This is a genomic window from Pseudomonas sp. BB438 (assembly GCF_057180225.1).
In genome coordinates, this window is the sequence record NZ_CM170001.1 from 1,131,000 (window position 1) to 1,155,808 (window position 24,809).

General features: G+C 65.9%; 18 protein-coding genes. 13 read left to right on the top strand and 5 right to left on the bottom strand.

Annotated features, from left to right (window positions below; translation table 11 throughout):
• The first annotated feature begins 110 nt into the window (after positions 1-110).
• From AC1ZV1_RS05425 to AC1ZV1_RS05450, 6 genes are read left to right on the top strand one after another with little or no spacing between them, the layout of a single operon-like run.
• On the top strand, positions 111-905 hold the full coding sequence (locus tag AC1ZV1_RS05425; protein ID WP_484297509.1) for a YfaP family protein: 795 nt from the start codon (positions 111-113) through the stop codon (positions 903-905).
• 38 nt (positions 906-943) lie between these two features.
• Positions 944-2,695, top strand: a complete 1,752-nt coding sequence (locus AC1ZV1_RS05430) for a DUF2138 domain-containing protein (protein WP_484295841.1) — start codon at positions 944-946, stop codon at positions 2,693-2,695.
• A gap of 17 nt (positions 2,696-2,712) precedes the next feature.
• Positions 2,713-3,324 carry a DUF1175 domain-containing protein gene (locus tag AC1ZV1_RS05435; RefSeq protein ID WP_484297510.1) on the top strand — a complete coding sequence of 204 codons (612 nt, stop codon included), beginning with the start codon at positions 2,713-2,715 and terminating at the stop codon, positions 3,322-3,324.
• Positions 3,321-7,874: an alpha-2-macroglobulin family protein gene (locus AC1ZV1_RS05440; RefSeq protein ID WP_484295842.1), complete on the top strand. Its 4,554-nt coding sequence runs from the start codon at positions 3,321-3,323 to the stop codon at positions 7,872-7,874. The genes AC1ZV1_RS05435 and AC1ZV1_RS05440 overlap by 4 nt, the downstream gene beginning before the upstream one ends.
• Before the next feature lie 3 nt (positions 7,875-7,877).
• Complete coding sequence (locus AC1ZV1_RS05445) at positions 7,878-9,521, top strand: DUF2300 domain-containing protein (RefSeq protein WP_484295843.1); 1,644 nt, start codon at positions 7,878-7,880, stop codon at positions 9,519-9,521.
• Positions 9,518-10,342 (top strand): YfaP family protein, encoded by an 825-nt coding sequence (locus AC1ZV1_RS05450; protein ID WP_484295844.1) that lies wholly within the window; start codon positions 9,518-9,520, stop codon positions 10,340-10,342. The genes AC1ZV1_RS05445 and AC1ZV1_RS05450 overlap by 4 nt, the downstream gene beginning before the upstream one ends.
• A gap of 452 nt (positions 10,343-10,794) precedes the next feature.
• Here AC1ZV1_RS05450 and AC1ZV1_RS05455 read toward each other — a convergent pair whose 3' ends face one another.
• Genes AC1ZV1_RS05455 through gatC form a run of 5 tightly spaced genes read right to left on the bottom strand, consistent with a single transcriptional unit; the run spans position 10,795 to position 14,851 of the window.
• On the bottom strand, positions 10,795-11,184 hold the full coding sequence (locus AC1ZV1_RS05455; RefSeq protein ID WP_484295845.1) for a carboxymuconolactone decarboxylase family protein: 390 nt from the start codon (positions 11,182-11,184) through the stop codon (positions 10,795-10,797).
• 10 nt (positions 11,185-11,194) lie between these two features.
• Positions 11,195-11,578 carry a septal ring lytic transglycosylase RlpA family protein gene (locus AC1ZV1_RS05460; RefSeq protein WP_484295846.1) on the bottom strand — a complete coding sequence of 128 codons (384 nt, stop codon included), beginning with the start codon at positions 11,576-11,578 and terminating at the stop codon, positions 11,195-11,197.
• Between the two features lie 54 nt (positions 11,579-11,632).
• Positions 11,633-13,078, bottom strand: a complete 1,446-nt coding sequence (gene gatB / locus AC1ZV1_RS05465; RefSeq protein ID WP_484295847.1) for an Asp-tRNA(Asn)/Glu-tRNA(Gln) amidotransferase subunit GatB — start codon at positions 13,076-13,078, stop codon at positions 11,633-11,635.
• 11 nt (positions 13,079-13,089) lie between these two features.
• Positions 13,090-14,544 carry an Asp-tRNA(Asn)/Glu-tRNA(Gln) amidotransferase subunit GatA gene (gene gatA / locus AC1ZV1_RS05470; RefSeq protein WP_484295848.1) on the bottom strand — a complete coding sequence of 485 codons (1,455 nt, stop codon included), beginning with the start codon at positions 14,542-14,544 and terminating at the stop codon, positions 13,090-13,092.
• 19 nt (positions 14,545-14,563) lie between these two features.
• The gene (gene gatC, locus AC1ZV1_RS05475) at positions 14,564-14,851 is read right to left on the bottom strand and encodes an Asp-tRNA(Asn)/Glu-tRNA(Gln) amidotransferase subunit GatC (protein ID WP_017518165.1); all 288 of its coding nucleotides are present in this window, start codon (positions 14,849-14,851) and stop codon (positions 14,564-14,566) included.
• A gap of 239 nt (positions 14,852-15,090) precedes the next feature.
• On the opposite strand from gatC, the gene mreB reads away from it, so the two are divergent.
• The 7 genes from mreB to AC1ZV1_RS05510 all read left to right on the top strand — a co-directional run bounded on the left by mreB (position 15,091) and on the right by AC1ZV1_RS05510 (position 24,808).
• Entirely contained in the window at positions 15,091-16,128 is a 1,038-nt protein-coding gene (gene mreB / locus AC1ZV1_RS05480; RefSeq protein ID WP_017518164.1) for a rod shape-determining protein MreB, read from the top strand.
• A gap of 131 nt (positions 16,129-16,259) precedes the next feature.
• Complete coding sequence (gene mreC / locus AC1ZV1_RS05485; protein WP_484295849.1) at positions 16,260-17,276, top strand: rod shape-determining protein MreC; 1,017 nt, start codon at positions 16,260-16,262, stop codon at positions 17,274-17,276.
• Positions 17,276-17,764 carry a rod shape-determining protein MreD gene (gene mreD, locus AC1ZV1_RS05490; protein WP_448679369.1) on the top strand — a complete coding sequence of 163 codons (489 nt, stop codon included), beginning with the start codon at positions 17,276-17,278 and terminating at the stop codon, positions 17,762-17,764. The genes mreC and mreD overlap by 1 nt, the downstream gene beginning before the upstream one ends.
• 61 nt (positions 17,765-17,825) lie before the next feature.
• Positions 17,826-18,410 carry a Maf family protein gene (locus AC1ZV1_RS05495; RefSeq protein WP_484295850.1) on the top strand — a complete coding sequence of 195 codons (585 nt, stop codon included), beginning with the start codon at positions 17,826-17,828 and terminating at the stop codon, positions 18,408-18,410.
• Between the two features lie 47 nt (positions 18,411-18,457).
• The gene (gene rng / locus AC1ZV1_RS05500; protein WP_484295851.1) at positions 18,458-19,915 is read left to right on the top strand and encodes a ribonuclease G; all 1,458 of its coding nucleotides are present in this window, start codon (positions 18,458-18,460) and stop codon (positions 19,913-19,915) included.
• Between the two features lie 158 nt (positions 19,916-20,073).
• Positions 20,074-23,892 carry a YhdP family protein gene (locus AC1ZV1_RS05505; RefSeq protein WP_484295852.1) on the top strand — a complete coding sequence of 1,273 codons (3,819 nt, stop codon included), beginning with the start codon at positions 20,074-20,076 and terminating at the stop codon, positions 23,890-23,892.
• 67 nt (positions 23,893-23,959) lie between these two features.
• The gene (locus AC1ZV1_RS05510; protein WP_484295853.1) at positions 23,960-24,808 is read left to right on the top strand and encodes a carbon-nitrogen hydrolase family protein; all 849 of its coding nucleotides are present in this window, start codon (positions 23,960-23,962) and stop codon (positions 24,806-24,808) included.
• Position 24,809 lies beyond the last annotated feature (1 nt).

The following is a 24,809-nucleotide window of genomic DNA, read 5'->3' on the forward strand; positions in this document are numbered from 1 at the left end:
CTCTGCGTCGCAACGCCGAGCGCCGGCCGTTCCATGCGCCGACAAGACCGGTTACATTTGGCCCCCCCGCCATGCACGATCAAGGAATGTTCATGCAGCTCACGCGTCGGATGGTTCGCGCCGTCTTGTATCTGTCAGCCGGTCTCCTGGCTGCGACGGTCGCTGCCGAGCCGAGCGCGGATCTCTCGAGCCCCACCGGCGGCTGGCGCTATTCCGGCCTGACCGATGATCCCAGCGTGCCCCGCGTGGCCTACCCCACGCCGCCCATCGACCGTGGCGGCGTTCGCGGCCGCAGCCTGATCGAAGGCCACCTGCGCGAAGTGGCCGGCGTCGATCGCGCCCAGCGCCTGGTGGTCAACGGCAACCCGCTCCCTCTGTATACCGACGCCGAAGGCAAGTTCGTCCGTCCGTACAATTTCGGCGCCGGCAGCAACAGCGTCGCGGTGGCCAGCGCCGAGGGAAAATCCCTCAAGCGCGTCCAGTTCTATGAAGCCAACAACAGCCGTATCCCGCCGCGCATTCGCCTGGCGCTGGGCTGGAACGATCCCAAGGCCGAACTCGACCTGCATATCGTCACGCCAGACGGCCAGCATGCCTTCTGGGCACGGCCGCGCCTGAGCAACGGCGGCGGCCTCGATCCGGACGGCGTCGACGGTCCCGGTCCGGAGATGTTCACCATGGCCGCGCCGCTGCACGGGACCTACCTGGTCTACGTGAACTATTGGGGCAACTACAACGCCAGCCAGGGTTACAACTTCCAGGAAGGCAATCACGAGCAGGACGTGATCACCGCCGAGATCAACCTGGTGTTCAACGAGAACACCGTCAACGAGAAGCGCGAGACCTTCGTGGTGCCCATGCGCACCATCGGCGATCTGGTGCTGGTGAAGACCTTCAACTACTGAATTCGCCCCTCGCAGGGATGACACGGGACAAGCGATCCATGAGCGACAATACGCCCTCCAGCAGCCAAGACAGCACCCCCTCGCCGACGCCTGCCCAGGCCCCGAGCCGTGGTCCGTTGATCGCCATCGGCGCGCTCGCCGCCGCGCTGGTCGCCGGCGGCCTGGCCCTGGCCTTCGGCCTGATCCCCGCTTTCCATTCCGCGCCGGTTGGGACCCTGGAAGCGCCGGAAAGCCCGGACATCGTCCGCGACCTCAAGCGTCCGGACGCGCTGATCGAAAGCGCCTCCCTGAGCCTGCTGCCCAAGGCCGTGCTGGAAGTGCCGCTGCTGCGCGACGTGCTCACCGAGGACTTCGTCTTTTATTACGAGAACAACGCCGATCGCCTGGGCCTGACCGGCACGCTACGGCGCATCGTCTACGAGCACGACCTGACCCTGAAGGACAGCGTGATCGAGGAACTCCTCGATCAGCCGGCCCAGGTTGCCCTGTGGCGCGGTGCCGACGGCCGCCTGCGTGACTTCATGGTGGTCCTCAAGCGTGGCGGCCTGGCCAGGATCCTGGAGCCGCTGGCCAAGGTCGCCGCGGATGACAGCCAGCTCAGGAAGGTCTCCGAGATCCAGGTGAAAGGCAGCGCTACGCCGGTCTACAGCCTGCGTTACGGCGCCGAGAAGACCCTGCTGTTCGTCTCCCGTGGCGACCAGATGCTGGTGCTGTCGAACCCGAAGATGCTGTTCCCCAATCCTGGCTATGACGATCTCGGCGAGCCGGATGCCGCCGTGGCCAAGGACCTGGGCGCGGCGCTGGAAGGCGAACCGCTGTTCGCCAAGGACTTCGCCCTTGAACCGCGCGGCGAGCTGAAGCAGCGCATCACCCTGGGCGCCGGCGTTCTCGCCATGGGCTACCAGCGCTTCATCCCGACCTTTGCCGGCGTGCGCTTCGAGCAGGGCCAGAACGGCTGGCACAGCTACCTGGCGCTGAACGAAGTCGCCCGCCAGCCGGAGCTGGACTTCACGCCTGTCTGGCAGGCCATGCCCATGGGCGCCAGTGCATGTGTGGCGCTGCCGGTCACGCCGGGCCTGTACGACAACATGCTGGTGAAGCTGGGGGCCGAACAGAAGATGGCCGCGTCCTTCTCCGAGCATTTGTCCGGCGCCGCCGGTCTGTGCTGGTACCCGGACTCGCGCCTGCACTCGCCGCTGCTCGCCGTGAAACTGGATGCACCTGCCAGCCCTGAGCTGGACGATCAGTTGGGCAAGCTTTTCGGCAGCATGATCGGCGCCTACGAGGCCAATGTGCAGGAAGGCACCTTCCCCGTGGAGACCCGCGCCGAAGGCGAAGGCCGCCTGTGGCAGCGCCAGGTCAGCTCGCGCTTCGGCCAGTACCCGGCCAGCGAAGCGGAAAGTCCTGACCAGGTCAGCGGCAACGGTTTCTTCCGCGTCAGCCTGTTGCGTGACGGCAACACGCTGCTGTTCTCCATCGATGACAAGCTGCTCGACAAGGCCCGTAATACGATGGCCAAGCGCTTCCCGCCGTTGGCCGATGTACTGCCCAAGGACGCCGTGGTGCCTGCGTACCTCGCGCCCAAGACCCTTTCCGAGCTGCTCAAGCGCGAAACCCTCGACAGCCTGCCGCAGGACATCGAGCCGGTGTTCCGCAACGCCGCCGATACGCTGCTCCTGCCGCGCCTGAAGACCCTTGCTGGCAATGGCTCCTTCGCCCTGACGCTGCCGGCTGGCAGCGAGCCCAGTGGTGACTGGAAATGGCTGCCGCTGGACTGGAAGGCGCTGTGATTCGAACGTCTTTCACGATGCTGGCCGGTTTGCTCGTCGCCACCCTGGCGCACGCGACCGAGCCGGCGCTGGATGCGCAGCAGACCCAGGTGTTCCGCGCCTGGTTCGTGCGCATCGCCGAAGAGCAGCTGCGTCGTGGGCCGAACCCGCGCTGGTACCAGCAGGACTGCGCGGGCCTCGTGCGCTTTGCCGCCAACGAGGCGCTGAAGGTGCACGACGCCAAGTGGCTGCGCGCCAATGGCATGTCCAACCGCTACCTACCGCCGGAGCTGGAACTCAGCGATGCGCAGCGCAATCTCGCGCAGACCTGGCAGCAGGGCGGCGGCAAGACCGGCCCCTACGTCAACGCGATCAAACTCATTCAATACAACAGCCAGCTCGTTGGCCGCGACCTCAACCAGGCGCGCCCTGGCGACCTGATGTTCTTCGACCAGGGCGATGACCAGCATCTAATGATCTGGATGGGCCGCGACATCGCTTATCACACCGGTACTCGTACGGCGACCGACAACGGCATGCGCTCGGTCAGCCTGCAACAACTCATGACATGGAAGGACACCCGATGGATACCCGACGAATCCAATCCCAACTTTATCGGCGTCTATCGCTTGTCCTTCCTGACTCGATGAACGCGCTACGCGGCATTGCCGCTGCCTTGGCCTGCGCCGGCCTGTTCGCCGCCGCGCCCGCGACCGTGCAGGCGGACGACGACGTTCCGGCGAGCAACTACACGCCCATGGCTGGCGAGTCGTTCTTCCTGCTCGCCGATTCGAGCTTCGCCTCCGACGAGGTCGCCAAGGTGCGCCTGGAAGCGCCGGGCCGCGATTACCGTCGCTATCGTATGGAGCCTTACGGCGGCGCGGACATCCGCGTCTACCGCATCGACAAGCCGCTGGACTTCCTCAAGCGCCAGAAGAACCTGCACCGCGTGCTGTCCGAAGGGCAGTTCAAGGGGGAGGGCCTGTCCAACACCCTGGCCTACCTGTGGGACAACTGGTACCGCAAGTCGCGTCGGGTGATGCAGCGGACCTTCTCCTATGAGTCGCGCCACCAGGTCACCGAGGTGGTGCCCGAGCTGAAGATGGGCAATGCCATTGCGGCGCCGACGCCCTACGACACGCAACCGCAGTATGCGCCAATCCCCGGCCTGCCAATGGTCAGCCAGTTCCGCTACCCGTTGTGGGACGCCAAGCCCATCCAGCCGCCGAAGGAAGTCAGCCTCGCCGGCTCCTCCAGCGAATTCATCAACGTCGCTCCGGGCAACGTCTATGTGCCGCTGGGCAAGCTGAAACCCGGCCTGTATCTGGTCGAAGCGCTGGTCGGCAAGTACCGCGCAACCACCGTGGTGTTCGTTTCCAACAGCGTTGCCGTGAGCAAGATCGCCGGCAACGAACTGCTGGTGTGGACCGCGCGCAAGCATGAAGGCACGCCAGTGGGCGGCGCCAAGGTGCTGTGGACCGATGGCCTGGGCGTGATGAGCAGCGGCAGCAGCGACGCCGAGGGTCTGCTGCGCCTGCAGCACGTCAGCCCCGAGCGCTCCTTCGTGATCGGCGAGGACGAGGAGGGCGGCGTCTTCGTCTCCGAGAACTTCTATTACGACAGCGAAATCTACGACACCAAGCTCTACGCGTTCACCGACCGCCCGCTGTACCGTCCGGGCGACTGGGTGTCGATGAAGATCGTCGGCCGCGAATTCAAGAACTCCCGCGAATCGCAGTCGCCGCAGAGTGCACCGCTGCGCCTGTCGGTCATCGATGCCGCCGGCACCACGCTGCAGACCCTGGACCTCAAGTACGACGCCAAGAGCGGGACCAACGGCCGCTTCCAGCTGCCGGCCAACGCCGTTGCCGGCGGCTATGAGCTGCGCTTCGACTACCGCGGCCAGACCTACAGCAGCGCCTTCCGCGTCGCCGAATACATCAAGCCGCATTTCGAGATTTCCCTCGACCTCGCCAAGCCGGACTTCAAGACCGGCGAGCCGGTGAAGGGCAACCTGATCCTGCTCTACCCGGACGGCAAGCCGGTGGCCAATGCGCGCCTGGAGCTGAGCCTGCGCGCCCAGCAGCTGTCCATGGTGGACAACGAACTGCAGTACCTCGGCCAGTTCCCCGTGGAACTGTCCAGCGCGCAGATCACCACCGACGACCAGGGCCGCGCCGCGCTGGACCTGCCGGCGGCGGAGAAGCCCAGCCGCTACATGCTCACCGTGTTCGCCAGTGATGGCGCCGCGTACCGCGTGAAGACCAGCAAGGAAATCCTCATCGAGCGTGGCGCCGCGCGCTATCGCGTGAGCGCACCGCAGCGCTTCAGCGCCGCCGGGGATAAAGTCGAGTTCAGCTACGCCGCCGAACAGCAGACTCAGATCCAGCCCGCCGCCTACCGCTGGCTGCGCCTGGAAGACCGCAGTAGCGGTGATGGTGCAGTGGCCGACGGCACGTTCGCTATCACCTTCGACAAGCCCGGCACCTACAGCGTCGAGCTGCGCGACAAGGCTGGTCAACTGCTGGGCGGCACCGGTCACTCGGTCAGCGGCGATGGCGTGAAGGCCGTGCCGGGCACCGTGGAGATCGTCCTCGACAAGGCCGAGTACCAGGCCGGCGAAGAAGCCCTGGCGCTGATCACCTTCCCGGAGCCGGTGGACGATGCGCTGCTGTCGCTGGAGCGCGACAAGGTCGAGGCCACCGCGCTGCTGTCCAAGGGCGGCGACTGGCTGAAACTGGAGAAGCTCAACCCGACCCAGTACCGCGCACGCATCCCGGTGAAGGCCGAGTTCTCGCCGAACCTGACCTTCTCCGTGCTCTACACCCGCAGTGGCGATTACAGCTTCCAGAACGCCGGCATCAAGGTCGCCGTGCCGCAGGTGGAGATCGCCGTCAGCACCGACAAGGAGCGCTACGAGCCGGGTGAGACGGTCACCGTCAACCTGGACACCGCCTACGCCGGCAAGCCTGTCTCCAGCCACCTCACCGTGAGCGTGGTGGACGAGATGATCTATGCGTTGCAGCCGGAGATCGCCCCGGGCATCGACCAGTTCTTCTACCACCCGCGGCGCAACAACGTGCGCACCAGTGCGAGCCTGTCGTTCATCAGCTACGACGTGGCATTGCCGGGCACGCCCAGCGCCCCCGGCCGCGCCAACCGCAGCGAGCGGGGCGTGAAGGTACTGGAGCGCCCGCGCCGCGAGGAAGTCGACACCGCCGCCTGGGAGCCGGAACTGGTCACCGATGCCAACGGCAAGGCGCAGTTCAAGTTCCGCATGCCGGACTCCCTGACCCGCTGGCGTATCACCGCCCGTGCCATGGACGACGCTGGACAGGTTGGCCAGAAGAAGCAGTTCATCCGCTCCGAGAAGCCGCTGTACCTCAAGTGGAGCGGTCCGAAACGCTTCCGCACTGGCGATGCGCCGGACCTCGGTCTGTTCGTCTTCAACCAGGGCGAGCAGGACACCAAGGCCGAGCTGCTGATCCGCGCCAATGGTGAGGAGCAGACCCAGGCGCTGGAACTCAAGCGTGGCGTCAACTACATCGCCCTGCCGAAACAGCCGCTCAGCGATGGCGACTGGAGCGTGGAACTGCGCCAGGACGGCCAGGTGCGTGACAGCCTCGGCGTGCACTTCAGCCTGGTGGCCGATAGCTGGCAGGTGCTGCAGTCCCGGCCGCTGCAGGTCAATGCGCAGAACACTCCGCTGGAGCTGCCGGCAGATGCCCGCGAGGTCAGCCTGCGCCTGGATGACAGCGCCCAGGCCCTGCTACGCGGCAACCTCGATTCGCTGCTCGACTACCCCTGGGGCGGCGTCGAGCAGACGGCCAGCCAGTTGCTGCCGCTGAGCGTTGCCTACCCGATGCTCGCCAGTGGCGAGCCGCGGGTTCGCGACCGCCTGCGCCTGATCCTGCAGACCAGCCGCCTGCGCCTGGTGCAGATGGCTGGCCCGGATGCCTACTTCACCTGGTGGGGCGGCGAAGACAACGACGCCTTCCTCACCGCGTACGCCTACTACGCCGACTGGCATGCCAGCCGCGCACTGGAAATCCAGCTGCCACCGGACCACTGGCAGCGCGTGCTGGAGCTGTACTCCGCGCGCGCCAGCGCTACGCCGCTGCTGCAACGCGCACTGATCCTGGCCTTCGCCCGCGACATGCAGTTGCCGGTGCAGACCCTGGTCAGCGGCCTGCTCAGCGATCTGGAGAATGCCGGCAACGGCGAGGCGGCCAAGTCGGTGAACGACTTCGGCAGCGACGACAGCCTGGTCATGGGCCAGCCGGACTCCGAACTGGGGCTGGCCGTCGCCCGCGTACTGACGGCCAGTCTGGCCGAGCAGAACAAGGTGGCGCTGCCATCCGGGTTCGCCCGGCAGCTCGATGGCGCGCGCCTGAAGCTGAACACCAGCGACCAGCCGTTCGCCCGTGCCGTGCAGCTCTATAGCGGCACCGTCGATGCCAATCGTGCCCGTGCACTGCTGCAGAGCCTGGCGCCGCAGCAGTCCACCGTCGAACGTGCCCTGGCGTTGACCTGGATGCAGCGCGCCGTGACCGATGCACCGGCGGCCGAGCTGCCCAAGCCGGCGGTGGATTGGAAGGAGGGCCGCAGCACGACTGGCGACGCCTTCTGGCAATGGCAGGGCAAGGACGTGCCGGCACAGCTGGACCTGAGTGCCGCGCCGTCGCGCCCGCTCAACGCGTCCGTGACCTTCCGCAGCGCCGAAGCGCCAGCCAGCCAGTTGCCGGTAACCATCAAGCGCCGCCTGCTGCGTCTGGTGCCGGGTGACGACGCCTTCGCCTTCAATGCCGAGGAGCTGGGGAACAAGCCGCTCTCCAGCGACGAGTTGTACCTGGACGAAGTGACCCTGACCACCGAGCAGGCGCAAGCCTTGCGCTACGGCATGCTGGAAGTACCGCTGCCGCCGGGTGCGGATGTCGAACGCACGACCTGGGGCCTGCAGATCAGCGGCCTGGGTGGCGTCGAGGCAACCAGCCTGGAACGTGCGCGCAACGAGCCGGGCGACCTGTTCTATGGCGTACCGGTGGATACCCTGAGCGGTGAGCTGCGCTTCCGCCATCTGGTCCGCTTCTCGCAGAAGGGCGAGTTCGTCCTGCCGCCGGCACGCTACCAGCGGCTCTATGCGCCGCAGGAGCAGGCGCTGGAGCAGCAGCCTGCCCTGGCGAAGATCAAGGTCCAGTAATCCATGCGCGCGCGCCTTGCCGGGCTGATCCTGCTGTTGCCGCTGAGCGCCTTCGCGGCGCCCGGCCCGCAAGAGCAGGCACAGTTGGCCTGGCGCACCGCGCAGGGCGACGAACTGCTGCGGCTCGGGCCGCAGCAGGTGCTCGATCGCCGGCCGTTGCCGGCCGAGCTGCATGCTCCGCTGGGCAGCCTGTGGAAGCTGTTTGTCTATGCCTGGCTCAGCGACACCGGCCAACAGGAGCCGGCCTACGAGTGCCGTGGCGAAAGCAAGGAAGAAGTCTATTGCTGTTCGGCGGGGCAGAGCATTGAGCGTGATGCCGCGCTGGTGAAGTCCTGCGGCCTGTATTTCCATCCGCAGCGCCTGGGTATCGATGGCGCGGTCTGGCAGCAGTACTGGCGGGCGCGCCATGCCCCGGCCTGGATTGCCGAGCTGGACAAGCTGGCGCCGCAGACCGAAGTGCCGGTCACCGAACTGCTCGATCAACTGCAGCACCTGCCGGCGCAGGAGCAGGCACGCAAGGTGCTGCTGGATGTCAGCCTCGTCGCCGACGAAGGCCGCACTCCCGCCGCGCTGGGCGGTCGCCTGCGGGTGAAGACCTGGAGCTGGGACGAAAACGGCCAGCGCGAGGGCGGATTTGCCGGCTGGCTGGTGGACGGCACGCCGCTCTGGGTGCGCGGGCCGGGTACCAGCAAGACGGTGCTGGCCAAGTACGGCAGCACCATTGGCGCCGCACTGCCCGCTCCATGGCCGCTTGATCCGGGGCGGTGCGTGGAGGTCGGGTTGTTCAGCCGCTATCCGCTGAAGGACGTCTACGACTCGCGGAATCAGCCGGCCGCCGAAGGTGTGCTGACCGGTCGGCAGAATGTGCTGTTCGCCAATGGAGTCCGCCTCGATGTGGACAGTCGCGGCGACCTGTTCCTTGAGCGTGGCGCCCAAGGCCCGCGCCTGACAGCACGACTTTCCCGAGAAGAGTATGTGGCCCGGGTGCTCGACCGTGAGGCGTCGGCGACGCCGCCGGAAGCAGCCAAGGCTTTGGCGGTGATCATTCGCACCTATCTGTTGCAGAACGGCGCACCACGTGGCGACTGCCTGAGCATCGACGACAGCAGTCAGCGCCAGCGCGTGGCGCCGCGACCGGCCAGCGAGGCAGCGCGCGGCATTGCCGCCTGGACCGCCGACCTGGTGTTGGCCGGCGGTACCGTCACCTATCACTCGGACGAGGCAGGGCAGTCGAAACTGTCCTGGCGCGACGCCCAGGATCAGGCCGCCAAAGGCCTGCGCTACGACGCCATTCTCGCTCGCGCCTTTCCGCGCACCAGCCTCAGCCGCTGGAGCAACCCGATCGCCGCGTGCCAGCCGCTGCCCGACGCCGAACGCTGGCTCAAGGCGCAGCGCCGCGACTGGCGCCCGCGCCTGGAAACCGAGGCGGGCTATGAAGAGCTGCAGTCCTTCGCCGTGTGCCGCCTGAGCAGCGGCCGGCCCTATGTCGATCGCGAACGCCAGCGCATCTACGTGCGTGGCCTGTACTCCCAGCAGGACCGCCTCGACCTCGCACATGAATACCTGCACCTGGCTTTCCAGGCGCACCCCAATGGACAAGACGAGGGCTACGTGGAAAGCCTGGCCCGTCGCCTGATACTGGAATGATCGTCATGACACTCGCCCACGCGCTCCGCCTGTCCCTGCTTGCCAGCCTGATCCCGTTGGGTGCGCAGGCCGCCGAATCGCCGATCACCCTGGATACGCCGCTGGGCGGCTGGCGCGCGGGCGACGGTGACAAGGCCGACTTCCGGCAGACGGTGAACTACCCGGCGTCCTCGGTGAACACACGGGACGACCAGTCCGACACCGCGCGCATCCGCGGCGAGATCCGTGGCCTGCCCAAGGACAGCAAGGAGCCGGCGCGCCTGGTGGTCAACGGCGTGGCCATGCCGATGCGGGTCGAAGGCGACGGACGCTTCGACCGCCCGTTCGCCTTTCCGGCGGGCTCCAATAGTGTCGAGGTCATCAGCCCGGACGGCCAGCAGCACAAGCGCGTGCAGTTCTACCACGGCGGTGGCGGCGGCGAAGTGGCGGCCAAGCTGCGGGTGCTGCTGTCCTGGGATTCCGACAACACCGACCTCGACCTGCATCTGGTGACGCCGGACGGCGGCCATGTCTGGTACGGCAATCGCTCGCTGCCCAACGGTGCGGCTCAGGATGTCGATGTGACCACCGGCTACGGCCCGGAGATCATCGCCAGCCCGACCCCACTCAAGGGCCAGTACCTGGTCTACGTGAACTACTACGGCGGCGGCTGGAGCTCGGATGAAAGCTCGGGCGACGTGAATGCGGCCAAACCGCTGACCACGGCGCAGGTCACGATCGTCACCGAAGAGGGGACGGTGAACGAGAAGCAGGAGTCCTTCCTGATCCCGATGCGCCAGCCGGGTGAGCTGACGCTGGTTAAGCGGTTCAGTTACCCGTAAGGCCAGGAACGCTCCCGCAGGATCACGCCACGCTCAGTTTGTAGGGCGAATAGCGCTTCAGCGTTATCCGCCGCCGTGGCGTCGGCGGATAACCGGGCCCGGTTTATCCGCCCTGAATGCTGCTTCGGGCGAGGTCTTTTGGCGCCGCTTCGGCGTGCGCGTGAAGTTCTTGTTTCGCCCCCTCGGGCGACCTACTTTGGCAAACGCCCCAAAGTAGGCAAGGGTCTTGCCCCGGACATCCGGTTTCTCGCTTGGGGCGAAAAACTCCCTCCCGAACGGGGCAGTCGGAGTGCGCGGATGTTTCTCTGGGGCTGCACAGCCAAAGCGAAAGCGAAAGCCGAGGCTCGATGCGCTTTTCGTAGGAGCGAGCTTGCTCGCGAACCGCTGCGCTGCGAACCCCCTTGTAGGGGCGGGTCATGCCCGAGAACAGTGCCTATCGGCACCGTTGAAAATCAGGCCTTCTGATCCGCCTGCCACGCGTCGATCACTTCCTGCGCCGCACGGAAGGCATCGATGGCCGCCGGAACGCCCGCATAGACCGCGCAATGCAGCAGCGCTTCGCGAATCTCTTCCACCGTGCAGCCGTTGTTCAGCGCACCGCGCACGTGGCCTTTCAGCTCCTGCGGGCACTTGAGCGCGGTCAGTGCGGCCAGGGTGATCAGGCTGCGGGTCTTGCGCGGCAGGCCTTCACGGTTCCACACGCCGCCCCAGGCGTGCTCGTTGACGAAGTCCTGCAGCGGCTGTGTGAACTCGGTGGCATTGCCCAGGGCGCGGTCGACGAAGGAGTCGCCCATCACTTCACGGCGGACCTGTTCGCCGGCCTTGCGGTTGTCGTTGCTCATGATGATTCCTTCAGAGTCCTTCCAGGCGCACCGGCGCGGTGCCGGTGCGCAGCATGTTGAGTTGTTCGGCGGCGGCCTTGGACAGATCGATGATGCGCCCGCGACCGAACGGCCCGCGGTCGTTGATGCGCACCACGACGCTGCGGCCGTTGTCGAGGTTGGTTACCCGCACCCGCGTGCCGAAGGCCAGCGTGCGATGGGCGGCGGTGAGGGCGTTCTGATTGAAGCGTTCGCCGCTGGCGGTGCGTTTGCCATGGTGCGCCTTGCCGTAATAGGACGCGGTGCCTTCGGCGCGGTAGCCGCGGCCGGAGACGTCTGTTTCGCTGTCGTAGGACGTGGAGCTGCAGCCGGCCACCAGGGCCAGGCAGCCGACGAGGGCCATGGGTCGCAGCATCGAACCTCCAGATGTGAAAACGCCGGGCAAGCCCGGCGTCGGTGAAGTGTGGGCTCAGGCTTCGAGCTTCTTCTTCAGCAGTTCGTTCACTTGTGCCGGATTGGCCTTGCCCTTCGCTGCCTTCATGGCCTGGCCGACGAAGAAGCCGAACATCTTGCCGCGCTTGGCTTCATCGCTGGCGCGGTACTGTTCGACCTGCTCGGCGTTGGCCGCCAGCACGTCGTCCAGCAGCTTCTCGACCGCCCCGGAGTCGGTGTTCTGCACCAGGTCCTTGGCCTTGATGATCTCGTCGGGCGAGCCTTCGCCTTCGGCCATGGCAGCGAACACGGTCTTGGCCGCCTTGCCGTTGATGGTGCCGTCCTTCAAACGCAGGATCATCTGACCCAGATGCTCGGCGGAAACCGGCGACTGTTCGATTTCCAGGCCGTCCTTGTTGAGCAGGCTGGAAAGCTCGCCCATCACCCAGTTGGCAGCCAGCTTGGCATCGCCACAGATGGCCTGGACCTGTTCGAAGTAGTCGGCCATCTCGCGGCTGGCGGACAGCACGCTGGCGTCGTAGGCGGACAGGCCGTATTGGCTCTCGAAGCGCTCGCGCTTCTGGTCCGGCAGTTCCGGCAGGTTGGCGCGCAAGTCTTCGAGGAAGGCGCGCTCGATCACCACCGGCAGCAGGTCCGGGCAGGGGAAGTAACGGTAGTCGTTGGCTTCCTCCTTGCTGCGCATGGAGCGCGTTTCGTCCTTGTTCGGGTCGTACAGGCGGGTTTCCTGCACAACCTTGCCGCCGTCTTCGATCAGCTCGATCTGGCGCTGTACTTCGTGGTTGATCGCCTTCTCGATGAAGCGGAAGGAGTTCACGTTCTTGATTTCGGCGCGGGTGCCGAATTCTGCCTGGCCCTTCGGGCGCACCGAGACGTTGCAATCGCAACGCAGCGAGCCTTCGGCCATGTTGCCGTCGCAGATGCCCAGGTAGCGCACCAGCGCGTGGATCGCCTTGACGTAGGCCACGGCTTCCTTGGCGCTGCGGATGTCCGGCTCGGAGACGATCTCCAGCAGTGGGGTGCCGGCGCGGTTCAGGTCGATGCCGCTCATGCCGTGGAAGTCTTCGTGCAGGCTCTTGCCGGCGTCCTCTTCCAGGTGCGCACGGGTGATGCCGACGCGCTTGACGGTGCCGTCTTCCAGGGTGATGTCCAGGTGGCCCTTGCCGACGATGGGGTGGTCCATCTGGCTGGTCTGGTAGCCCTTGGGCAGGTCCGGATAGAAGTAGTTCTTCCGGGCAAAGACGTTGCGCTCGGCGATCTCGGCGTTGATCGCCAGGCCGAACTGGCAGGCCATGCGCACGGCCTCCTGGTTCAGCACCGGCAGGGTGCCGGGCATGGCCAGGTCAACCAGGCTGGCCTGGGTGTTCGGGGCGGCGCCGAAGGTGGTGGCGCTACCGGAGAAGATCTTCGATTGGGTGGAGAGCTGTGCGTGGATTTCCAGCCCGATCACGGTTTCCCATTGCATGTGTGTCGTCCTCAGAATCCAGCCGGTGCTTGTTTATGCCAGTCGGTTGCCAGTTGGTACTGGTGCGCGACGTTGAGCAGGCGGCCTTCCTGGAAGTACGGCGCGAGCAGCTGGACGCCCACCGGCAGGCCGTCGACGAAGCCGGCGGGCATGGACAGGCCCGGGATGCCGGCGAGGTTGGCGGTGATGGTGTAGATGTCTTCCAGGTACTGGGCGACCGGGTCGTTGTTCTTCTCGCCCAGCTTCCAGGCCGGGTTCGGCGTGGTCGGGCCGAGGATCACGTCGACGTCGGCGAATGCGCTGGTGAAATCGTTCTTGATCAGGCGGCGAATCTTCTGAGCCTTCAGGTAATACGCGTCGTAGTAACCGGCGGAAAGCGCGTAGGTGCCGACCATGATGCGGTTCTTCACTTCAGCGCCGAAGCCTTCGGCGCGGGAGCGCTTGTACAGGTCCTGCAGGTCCTTCGGGTCTTCGCAGCGGTACCCATAGCGAACGCCGTCGAAGCGCGACAGGTTGGAGCTGGCTTCTGCGGGCGCGATCACATAATAGGCAGGGATCGCGTGCTGCATGTTCGGCAGAGAGATCTCCTTGATCACCGCGCCGAGCTGCTTGAGCTGCTCGACGACCTTCATTACCGCGTCGGCGATGCGGCTATCCAGGCCGGCGCCGAAGTATTCCTTCGGCAGGCCGATGCGTAGCCCGGTCAGCGGCTTGGCCAGAGCGGCCAGGTAATCGTCCACCGGCTGGTCGACGCAGGTGGAATCCTTCGGATCGAAGCCGGCCATGGCGCCTAGCATCAACGCGCAATCCTCGGCGGTGCGGGCCAGCGGGCCGCCCTGATCGAGGCTGGACGCGTAGGCGATCATCCCCCAGCGGGAAACCCGTCCATAGGTGGGCTTGATGCCGGTCAGGTTGGTCAGCGCGGCCGGCTGGCGGATCGAGCCGCCTGTGTCGGTGCCGGTAGCGGCCGGGATCAGCCGCGCGGCGACGGCGGCGGCTGAACCACCGGAGGAGCCGCCCGGTACGCGGGAGGTGTCCCAGGGGTTCTTCACCGGGCCGTAGTGGCTGGATTCGTTGGCCGAGCCCATGGCGAACTCGTCCATGTTCAGCTTGCCCAGGCTCACGGCGCCGGCGTCGGCCAGGCGCTCGACGACGGTGGCGTCGTAGGGCGAGACAAAGGCGTCGAGGATCTTCGAGCCGCAGCTGGTGCGCACGCCTTGGGTGCAGAACAGGTCCTTGTGGGCGATCGGCGCGCCCAGCAGGGCTCCGGTCTCGCCTTTGGCGCGCCGCTCGTCGGCCGCCTTGGCCTGGGCCAGGGCGATCTCTTCGGTGACGGTGATGAAACTGTTCAGTTGTGGGTCGAGCTGCTGGATGCGCGCGAGCAGGGCAGTGGCCAGTTCCTGGGCGGAAAATTGCTTGTCGGCGAGTCCGCGAGCGACTTCGGCGAGGGTCAATTGATGCAGCATATGTCCGTGTCCTTAGCGCTTACTCGATGACTTTCGGGACGAGGTAAAGGCCGTCTTCCACGGCCGGCGCGATGGCCTGGTAGGCTTCGCGGCGGTTCTCCTCGGTAACTTCGTCGGCGCGCAGGCGCTGCGTGGCTTCCAGCGGATGGGCCAGCGGCTCGACGCCGTCGGTATCGACCGCCTGCATGGCGTCGATCAGGCCGAGGATGTTGTTGAGGGTGTCGGTGGTGCGTGAAATGTCGGCTTCCTCCAGGCCCAGGCGGGCGAGGTGGGCGATCTTTTCCACGTCGGAGCGTTCAAGCGCCATCGGGGTCTCCAGCTAGAGCGGCCCGGTTCGAACTGGACCTGGCCGGAAGGAATTGGTGGGGCAGGGAACAGAACCCGCGGCAGACGGTCGAAGGCCGCTGGGACGGGCCTGCAGGCCCGAAAAACGAGGAATCTAGCATAAATTGCCGCCTTGCCCAAAACCCCCGTCATTGTTAGAGTTTGCCGCACTTTTTTACCCGCGCATTTTTCACCCACGCTCCACCTACGGGTTTCTTTCCAATGTTCAAAAAACTGCGTGGCATGTTTTCCAGTGATCTGTCGATCGACCTGGGCACTGCCAATACCCTTATTTATGTGCGCGAGCGCGGCATCGTCCTGAACGAACCGTCCGTGGTCGCCATTCGTAGCCACGGCAGCCAGAAGAGCGTGGTAGCGGTCGGTACCGAGGCCAAGCGCATGCTGGGCCGTACTCCGGGCAACATTGCCGCCATTCGTCCGATGAAGGACGGCGTGATCGCCGACTTCAGCGTCTGCGAAAAGATGCTGCAGTACTTCATCAACAAGGTTCACGAGAACAGTTTCCTGCAGCCCAGCCCGCGCGTGCTGATCTGCGTACCGTGCAAGTCCACCCAGGTGGAGCGTCGTGCGATCCGTGAATCGGCTCTGGGCGCTGGCGCCCGTGAGGTGTACCTGATCGAAGAACCGATGGCCGCAGCCATCGGCGCCGGCCTGCCGGTCGAAGAGGCCCGTGGTTCCATGGTCGTCGATATCGGCGGCGGCACCACCGAGATCGCCCTGATTTCCCTCAACGGCGTGGTCTATGCCGAATCTGTCCGTGTCGGCGGCGACCGCTTCGACGAAGCCATCGTCACCTACGTGCGCCGCAACTACGGCAGCCTGATCGGCGAATCCACCGCCGAGCGCATCAAGCAGGAAATCGGCACCGCCTTCCCGGGTGGCGAAGTCCGCGAAGTCGACGTCCGTGGCCGCAACCTGGCCGAAGGCGTACCGCGCAGCTTCACCCTGAATTCCAACGAAGTGCTCGAAGCGCTGCAGGAATCCCTGGCGACCATCGTCCAGGCGGTGAAGAGCGCTCTGGAGCAGTCTCCGCCGGAACTGGCTTCCGACATCGCCGAGCGCGGCCTGGTGCTGACCGGCGGTGGCGCGCTGCTGCGCGACCTGGACAAGCTGCTGGCCCAGGAAACCGGCCTGCCGGTGATCGTCGCCGAAGACCCGCTGACCTGCGTCGCCCGTGGCGGCGGCAAGGCGCTGGAAATGATGGACCGTCATTCGATGGACCTGCTTTCCACCGAATAAGGTGGGAAGTCCTGTAGAGGTCGGTTGACGTTTTGCCCCAGCGGGTGAAACCTCAACCGACTTTGCACAGCTAGGAGCCGGTCATCAAACCGATATTCTCCAAAGGGCCCTCGCTGGGCGCGCGCCTGCTGGTGCTCGCCGTCCTGTCGGTCGCCTTGATGGTGGTCGATGCCCGCTTTGATTATCTGAAACCGGTACGCAGCCAGATGGGCCTCGTGCTGAGTCCCTTCTATGGCATCGCCGACTTTCCCGTTCGCGCCTGGGAGGGTGTACGTGACCAGTTCACCAGCCGCAGCGAGCTGCTGGCCGAGAACGAGCGCCTGAAGGCCGAACAGTTGCTCATGCAGCGCCGCCTGCAGAAGCTGGCCACCCTCACCGAACAGAATGTGCGGCTGCGCGAGCTGCTCAACTCCTCCGCCCTGGTCGACGACAAGGTGCTGGTGGGCGAGCTGATCGGCGTCGACCCGAACCCCTTCACCCAGCGCATCCTGATCGACAAGGGTGAGAAGGACGGCGTGTTCCAGGGGCAGCCGGTGCTCGATGCCAGCGGCCTGATGGGGCAGGTGGTCGAGGTCATGCCCTACACCGCGCGCGTGCTGCTGCTGACCGACACCACCCACAGCATTCCGGTGCAGGTGAACCGCAATGGCCTGCGCGCCATCGCCGTGGGCACCGGCAACCCCGAGCGTCTCGAGCTGCGCTACGTCGCCGATACCGCCGATATCAAGGAAGGCGACCTGCTGGTCAGTTCAGGCCTCGGTCAGCGCTTCCCGGCCGGTTATCCGGTGGCAGTGGTGAAAGAAGTCCTGCACGACACCGGAGGGCCTTTCGCGACCATTCGTGCCGTGCCAACCGCCAAGATGAACCGCAGCCGCTACGTGCTGCTGGTGTTCAGCGACAGCCGTACCCCCGAGCAGCGCGCCACCGATGCCGCCGAAGCCCAGGCCGAGGCCGATCGCAAGGCAGCCGAGTCGGGCGCGTCGGCGCAGCCTGCACCGGGCGCTCCGGCCGTTCCGTCGCATGACGGCGCATCGCCTGCTACGCCTGCTGCTCCCGCCGCCCCAGCCCATCCGGCTGGCGCCAATGGCACCGCCCCTGCCGCGCCTGGTGCGCCGGCCTCGCACCCTGATGCAAGGGCCCGACACTGATGGCGGGTCAGGGCTCGAACAACGGCTGGGCCATCTGGCTCACCCTGCTGGCGGCGCTGCTGCTCTCGGTGGCGCCGATGCCGAGCTTCATGGAGATCGGGCGCCCCCTGTGGCTGGCGATGTTCCTGACCTACTGGGTGCTCTACCTGCCACACAAGGTCGGCATGCTGACCGCCTGGGTATTCGGCGTCGCTGAGGACGTGCTCTACGGCAGCCTGCTGGGGCAGAACGCCCTCATCCTGAGCCTGATCATCTGTCTGGTGCTGTCGTTGCACCAGCGTCTGCGCATGTTCCCCATCTGGCAGCAATGCCTGGTGTTGCTGGTGGTCTTCGGTCTCGCCCAACTGGTCCAGCTATGGATCAGCGCTCTGACCGGCAACCGCCCGCCGACCCTGGTGTTTCTCCTGCCGGCACTGGTCAGTGCCTTGCTCTGGCCCTGGGTCTATACACTGCTGCGGGCCCTGCGGCTGCGCCTGAACATCAACTGATCGCCCCCTTAGCGGGGAAATCGCCGGGCCCGTATTGCGCGGGTCCGCTTCGGAGTCCCTGATGGCCCAGCTGTATCTCGCCTCCAGTTCGCCGCGCCGCCGCGAACTGCTCACCCAGATCGGCCTGCCGTTCCACATCGTGCCTGCCTCCATCGATGAGACGCCGGAATCCGGCGAGTCGGCGCATGCGTATGTTGAACGCCTGGCGCGCGGCAAGGCGCTGGCCGGGCTGAATTTCCTCGCTCAGCGCGCCGATGTCTGCGTGCTCGGCGCCGATACCGCCGTGGTGCTGGACGGCCGCATCCTCGGCAAGCCCGTCGACCGTGACGACGCCCTGGCCATGCTGCAGGCGCTGTCCGGTCGCGAGCACGAGGTGCTGACCGCCGTGGCCGTGGCCGACCGTGATCGTTGCGAGGCGCGCGTGGTCAGCAGTCGTGTGACATTCCGCGCCGTTTCGGCCGACGAAGCCGCACGCTACTGGGAAACCGGCGAGCCGCAGGACAAGGCCGGTGGCTATGCTATCCAGGGGCTCGCGGCGGTGTTCGTCAGCCGCGTCGAAGGCAGCTACAGCGCCGTGGTCGGCTTGCCCCTGTGCGAAACCTCGGCATTGCTGGCTGACTTCTCCATCCCCAGCTGGCAGTCTTGATCACGAAGTAGCGCTGGCAAGACTCCGGGCGCGATAAGGAAGGGCGCATGAGCGAAGAGATCCTGATCAATATCACGCCGATGGAATCGCGCGTGGCGGTGGTGGAGAACGGCGTCCTGCAGGAAGTCCACGTTGAGCGCACGTTGCGCCGCGGGATCGTCGGCAACATCTACAAGGGCAAGGTCGTGCGCGTGCTGCCAGGCATGCAGGCGGCTTTCGTCGACGTCGGCCTCGAGCGCGCAGCCTTCATCCATGCGGCGGAAATTTCCACCCGTGAGGGGAGTGCGGTGGAGAGCATCGGCGCGCTGGTTCATGAAGGGCAGAGCCTGGTCGTTCAGGTCACCAAGGATCCCATCGGCACCAAGGGCGCGCGCCTCACGACGCACCTGTCCATCCCCTCGCGCTACCTGGTCTACATGCCGCGTACCAGCCATGTCGGCATTTCCCTGAAGATCGAGGATGAACAGGAGCGCGAACGCCTGAAACAGGTCGTCGCCAAGTGCGTCGAGGCCGAGGGCATCGTCGAGCGGGGCGGGTTCATCCTGCGCACCGCGGCCGAGGGCGCCGGTGAGGACGAGATCCTCGCCGACATTCGCTACCTGCGCCGTCTCTGGGACCAGATTGACGCACAGATCAAGACCGTTGGCGCGCCGACGATGATCTACGAAGACCTTTCCCTGGCCCTGCGCACCCTGCGCGACCTGGTGAATCCGCGCATCGAGAAGATTCGCGTCGATTCCCGGGAGAACTTCCAGAAGATCACGCAGTTCGTCGAAGAACTGATGCCGGAAATCGCCGACCGCCTGGAACACTACCCCGGCGAACGGCCGATCTTCGACCTCTACGGGGTCGAGGACGAGGTGCAGAAGGCGCTGGAGCGCAAGGTGCTGCTCAAGTCCGGTGGCTACCTGATCATCGACCCGACCGAGGCGATGACCACCATCGACGTGAACACCGGTGCGTTCGTCGGCCACCGCAACCTCGAAGAGACCATCTTCAAGACCAATCTCGAGGCGGCTACCGCCATCGCCCGCCAGCTGCGCCTGCGCAACCTGGGCGGGATCATCATCATCGACTTCATCGACATGGAAGACGAGGAGCATCGCCGCCAGGTCCTGCGGACCCTGGAGAAGCAGCTCGAACGCGACCATGCCAAGACCAATATCATCGGCATCACCGAGCTTGGCCTGGTGCAGATGACCCGCAAGCGTACCCGCGAAAGCCTGGTGCAGGTGCTCTGCGAGCCCTGCCCGAGTTGCCAGGGGCGCGGCATGCTGAAGACCGCCGAGACCATCTGCTACGAGATCTTCCGCGAGATCCTCCGCGAGGCGCGCGCCTACCAGGCCAATTCCTACCTGGTGCTGGCCAACCAGAAGGTGGTGGATCGCCTGCTCGACGAGGAGTCGGGGAACGTCGCGGACCTGGAGTTGTTCATTGGCCGTCCCATCAAGTTCCAGGTCGAGGCCATGTACTCCCAGGAGCAATACGACGTGGTCCTGCTTTGAGCGGCGGATCGCAGAATGTGGAGTTTTGGCAGGAGGCCGCCGTGCAATGGGGTTTCCTGGAGCTTTGCCTGACGCACACTGTCAGACTGGGTTCGACCTTGCATGGCTGGGAGGCCGCTCGATGATCCTTCGCTTCACCCTACAGGCAGTCGGCTGACATGGAGCGCGCCGGCCGACTCTTCGCCTCGTCCCTGCGCATCATCCTGGGCCTTCTGGCACTGGGACTGGTGCTGCTCGCGCTGTACGTCAGCCTCGGCCGGCAACTGGTGCCGCTGGTGGCGGAGTACCGTGACGACCTGGCGCAGAAGGCCAGCGAGCAACTGGGCTTGCCGGTGGCCATCGGCGCGCTGGAAGGGCATTGGCATGCCTTCAGCCCGATCATCGTGGTTCGTGATATCCAGCTGGGCGAGGGCAATGATTCGTTGCGCCTGGAGCGCGTGCGCCTGACTCCGGACATTCTCGGCAGTGTGATGGCACGCCAGCCGCGCATCGACAGCCTGGAGCTGGAAGGCCTGCACCTGACTTTGCGCGAAGACGAAGAGGGCAAGTGGCACGCCGACGGCCTGCCCAGCCGCGGCGGCGATACCGATCCGCACAAGCTCATCGACCTGCTGCTGACCCCGCGGCGCCTGTCGCTGATGGACAGCCAACTGACCGTGCTGCCGCAGCAGGCCAAACCGCTGTCGCTGACCTATGTCGGCATGACCCTGCGCAGCGGCAGCCGTCAGCGACTGGAAGCGCGCCTCAGCCTGCCGGGCGGCGAGCCAGTGGCGGCCCGCCTGGAAACCCGCCTGGACCGTGACGACTGGACGAAGAGCTCGGGCCAGCTGTACCTGAGCCTGCCCCAGGCCGACTGGGCCAAGTGGCTGCCCGAACGCCTCACCGGCGCCTGGAAATTGTCCCAGGCCAAGGCCGGCGGCGAGTTGTGGGCAACCCTCGACAAGGGCGTGCCGGTTTCTGCCGTTGCGCGGCTGAATGCCCCGCAGATCGACGTTGCGCTGGGCGAGCGCAAGCCGGTCAGCCTGAGCGATCTGGGCGTCAGCCTGTTTTTCCAGCGCAAGGGCGACGACTTTGATCTGCGTGTCGCCGATCTGGCAGCGAACCTCGGCGAAACCCGCTGGGGCGAAGTGGAACTGGAATTGACTCGCCGGATGCAGGACGAGGAGCACTGGCAACTGCGCGCCGATCGTCTCGACCTGACCCCGCTGACGCCGCTGATCACCACCCTGGTGCCGCTGCCGGACAAGGCTGACGAATGGCTGCATGGGCTCAAGCCCCAGGGCGTGCTGCACAATGTCAACGTCGACTATTGGCCGCAGCGCGAGGGCGCAGAGCGCGTCGCCTACGCTACCAACCTCGAGAAGGTGGGGGTCAGTGCTTTCCACGACGTGCCTGCGGTGGCCAACGTCGACGGCACCTTCAGTGGCAACCTTGGCGGGGGCACGCTCGACGCCAATGCCCAGGACTTCATGCTGCACCTGGCAACTCTGTTTCCCGAGCCCTGGCACTACCGCACAGCCCACGCGCGGCTGTTCTTCCAGCTCAACGACGAGGCCTTCACCCTCGGCAGCCACCTGATGAAGGTAGAAGGCGAGGAGGGCACGCTGGCCGGCGACATGCTGATCCGGCTGATGCGAGACCCGGAGGCGGAGGACTACATGGACCTGCGCGTCGGCATGAGCAATGGCGATGCGCGCTACACCGGCAAATACCTGCCCACCGTCATCCCGCAGATGAGCAAGGACCTCGCCGCGTGGCTCAAGGGCTCGATCAAGAGTGGCCGTATCGAGCAGGGTTACTTCCTCTGGCAGGGCTCGCTGCAGAAGCATTCGGCACCCGAGGCCCACGCCTTGACCCTGTACTTCAAGGTCCACGACGGCGTGCTCGACTACCAGCCGGGCTGGCCCGGCCTGAGCAAGGCCGAGGGTGAGGTACGGGTCGAGGACACCGGCGTCAGCATCAATGCCACCCGCGGGCAGATCCTCAACAGCCAGGTGCGCGACGTGTCGGTGGAGATTCCCCACACGGAGCCGGGTGAGGTGTCCCATCTGCACGTGAACGGTGATATCGACAGCAATCTCGTCGATGGCCTGAAGATCCTCCAGGACTCGCCGATCGGCGCGACTCATACCTTCGCCGGCTGGGAAGGTTCGGGCGACCTCAACGGCCATCTCAACCTGGACATCCCGCTGGCCAAGGGCGAAATGAGCAAGGCCCGCGTGATCGTCGACTTCGATACCGACAAGGCCCAGTTGAAGATCGCCAAGCCTGAGCTGAGGCTCGAGCAGGTCAAGGGCACGTTCCGCTACGACACCGACAGCGGTCTGAGCGGGCAGAATATTGCCGCCCAGGTGCTGGGCAGCCGCATCACCGGCAGCATCCGCGCCGAAGGCCGCAACGGCGTGCCACGCACGCGGGTGCTGGTGGGCGGCCAGGTGCCGGTGAAGGCCCTGCTCGACTGGGGCAAGGTGCAGAAGCGGCTGCCGGTGGATGGCCGCGTGCCGTTCCAGCTCAACCTGTTGCTCGACGGCAAGGACAGCCAGTTGCAGGTCGCTTCCAACCTGCAGGGCGTGAGCGTTGATCTGCCGGCGCCCCTGGGCAAGGCTGCCCAGGAAACCCGCGAGAGCGAATGGCGCATGACCCTGGAGGGTGCCGAGCGCCGCTACTGGGCGACCTATGGCGATCGCGCCAGCCTGGCCTATGCCGCGCCGGCGGACCAGCCGCTGGCAGGCCGCGGCGTGCTGCGCCTGGGCGGAGATCCCGCCGTGCTGCCCAATTGGAATGGCGTCCAGGTGCGCGGCAAGATCGACGAAGTCGACGCCGATGCCTGGATGGCTGTCGCGAAGAAGTATTCCAACACCGGTGTAGAAGGCGCTGCGGGACTATTGCGCGGTGCAGACCTGCAGATTGGTCGGTTCAAGGGCTTCGGACAGACCCTGGAGAATCTGACGCTGGACGTGGCGCGCGTCGACAGCAACTGGCAGGTTGGGCTGGTCAGTTCGCTGGTCTCCGGCAAGGTCACGGTGCCTGATAGCAAGGTGAAGCCGATCCAGATCGCTCTGGACCGCATCAACCTGCCCAAGGGTGAGGCCATTGACTCCGAAAAGGCGGTGGAAGCACCGGATCCGCTGGCGAATATCGACCCGCGTACCTTGCCGCCGATGGATGTGAGCATTCGCCAGGTCCTGAAGGCAGGCAAGCCGGTCGGCGCCTGGAGTTTCAACGTGCGTCCGACAACCACCGGGCTGGGCTTCAACGATGTGAACCTCGACCTGCGAGGCCTGTCGGTGAAGGGCAACCTGCGCTGGGATGGCACGGGGGCAAGCGCTCGCAGCACCTTCCAGGGGCAGCTCGACGGCAAGAACCTGGGCGATGTGCTCAAGGCCTGGGACTTTGCGCCCAGCGTGACCAGCGAGCGCTTCCGCGTGGACATCAACGGCAACTGGCCGGGCTCCCCGGCGGCGCTGAACCTGAGGCGTTTCGGTGGCACCCTCGACGCCAGTCTGCGCAAGGGTCAGTTCGTCGAAGTGGAGGGCGGCGCCAACGCCCTGCGCGTATTCGGCCTGCTCAACTTCAACGCCATCAACCGCCGCCTGCGTCTGGACTTCTCCGACCTGCTGGGCAAGGGCCTGAGCTATGACCGCGTGAAGGGTGTGCTCACTGCCAACGATGGCGTGTACTTCACCCGCGAGCCGTTGCGCCTGGATGGCCCGTCGAGCAACCTCGAGCTGAACGGCACCCTGGACCTGGCCCACGACCAGATCGACGCCAAGTTGCTGGTGACCTTGCCGGTGACCAACAACCTGCCGCTGGCTGCCCTGATCGTCGGCGCTCCGGCCATTGGCGGCGCACTCTTCGTGGTGGACAAGCTGCTGGGTGACAAGGTCGCGCGTTTCGCCAGCGTGCAGTACAGCGTGAAGGGGCCGTGGCAGAGCCCGACCATCGCGTTCGAGAAACCCTTCGAAAAGCCTCATTGAGCCCGTCAATCGAGCATAAAGTCCGGGCTTCAGTTAGCATGAAACCCAGACACCGACGGAGCTCAGCATGTCTCTTGCCGTCATCCAGATGGTCAGCCAGGACGATGTCCTGGCTAATCTCGCCGCCGCCCGTCGCCTGCTCGAACAGGCTGCCGAGGGCGGCGCACGCCTCGCTGTGTTGCCGGAGAACTTCGCTGCCATGGGCCGCCGCGATCTTGCGGATCTCGGCCGTGCCGAAGCAATGGGCGAAGGCCCGATCCTGCCCTGGTTGAAAAGCACCGCCCGCGACCTCAGGTTGTGGATAGTCGCCGGCACTTTGCCGTTGCCGCCGGCGGACCAGCCGGAAGCCAAGTCCAACGCCTGTTCGTTGCTGCTAGATGAGCACGGTGACGTGGCAGCGCGCTACGACAAGCTGCACCTGTTCGATGTGGACGTCGCCGACGCCCGCGGCCGTTATCGCGAGTCGGATGATTACGCCTTCGGCCAGCGTGTGGTGGTGGCGGACACGCCGGTCGGTCGCCTGGGGCTGACGGTCTGCTACGACCTGCGCTTCCCCGAGCTCTACACCGCATTGCGCGAAGCCGGCGCAGAGCTGATCAGCGCCCCTGCCGCCTTCACTGCAGTCACCGGTGCGGCGCACTGGGAAGTCCTCGTCCGCGCCCGCGCCATCGAGACCCAGTGCTACCTGCTGGCGGCGGGACAGGGCGGTACCCACCCCAAAGGACGGGAAACCTGGGGCCAGTCGGCCATCGTCGACCCCTGGGGGCGTATCCTCGCCGAACAGGCCAAGGGTGAGGCCGTGCTGCTCGCCAGGCGCGACAGCGAGGAACAGGCGGCGGTCCGGCAGCGCATGCCGATTGCCCGGCACAGAAGATTTTTCCCGTCGGTCGAACCTCGACCGGCGCGTACGGAGTGAA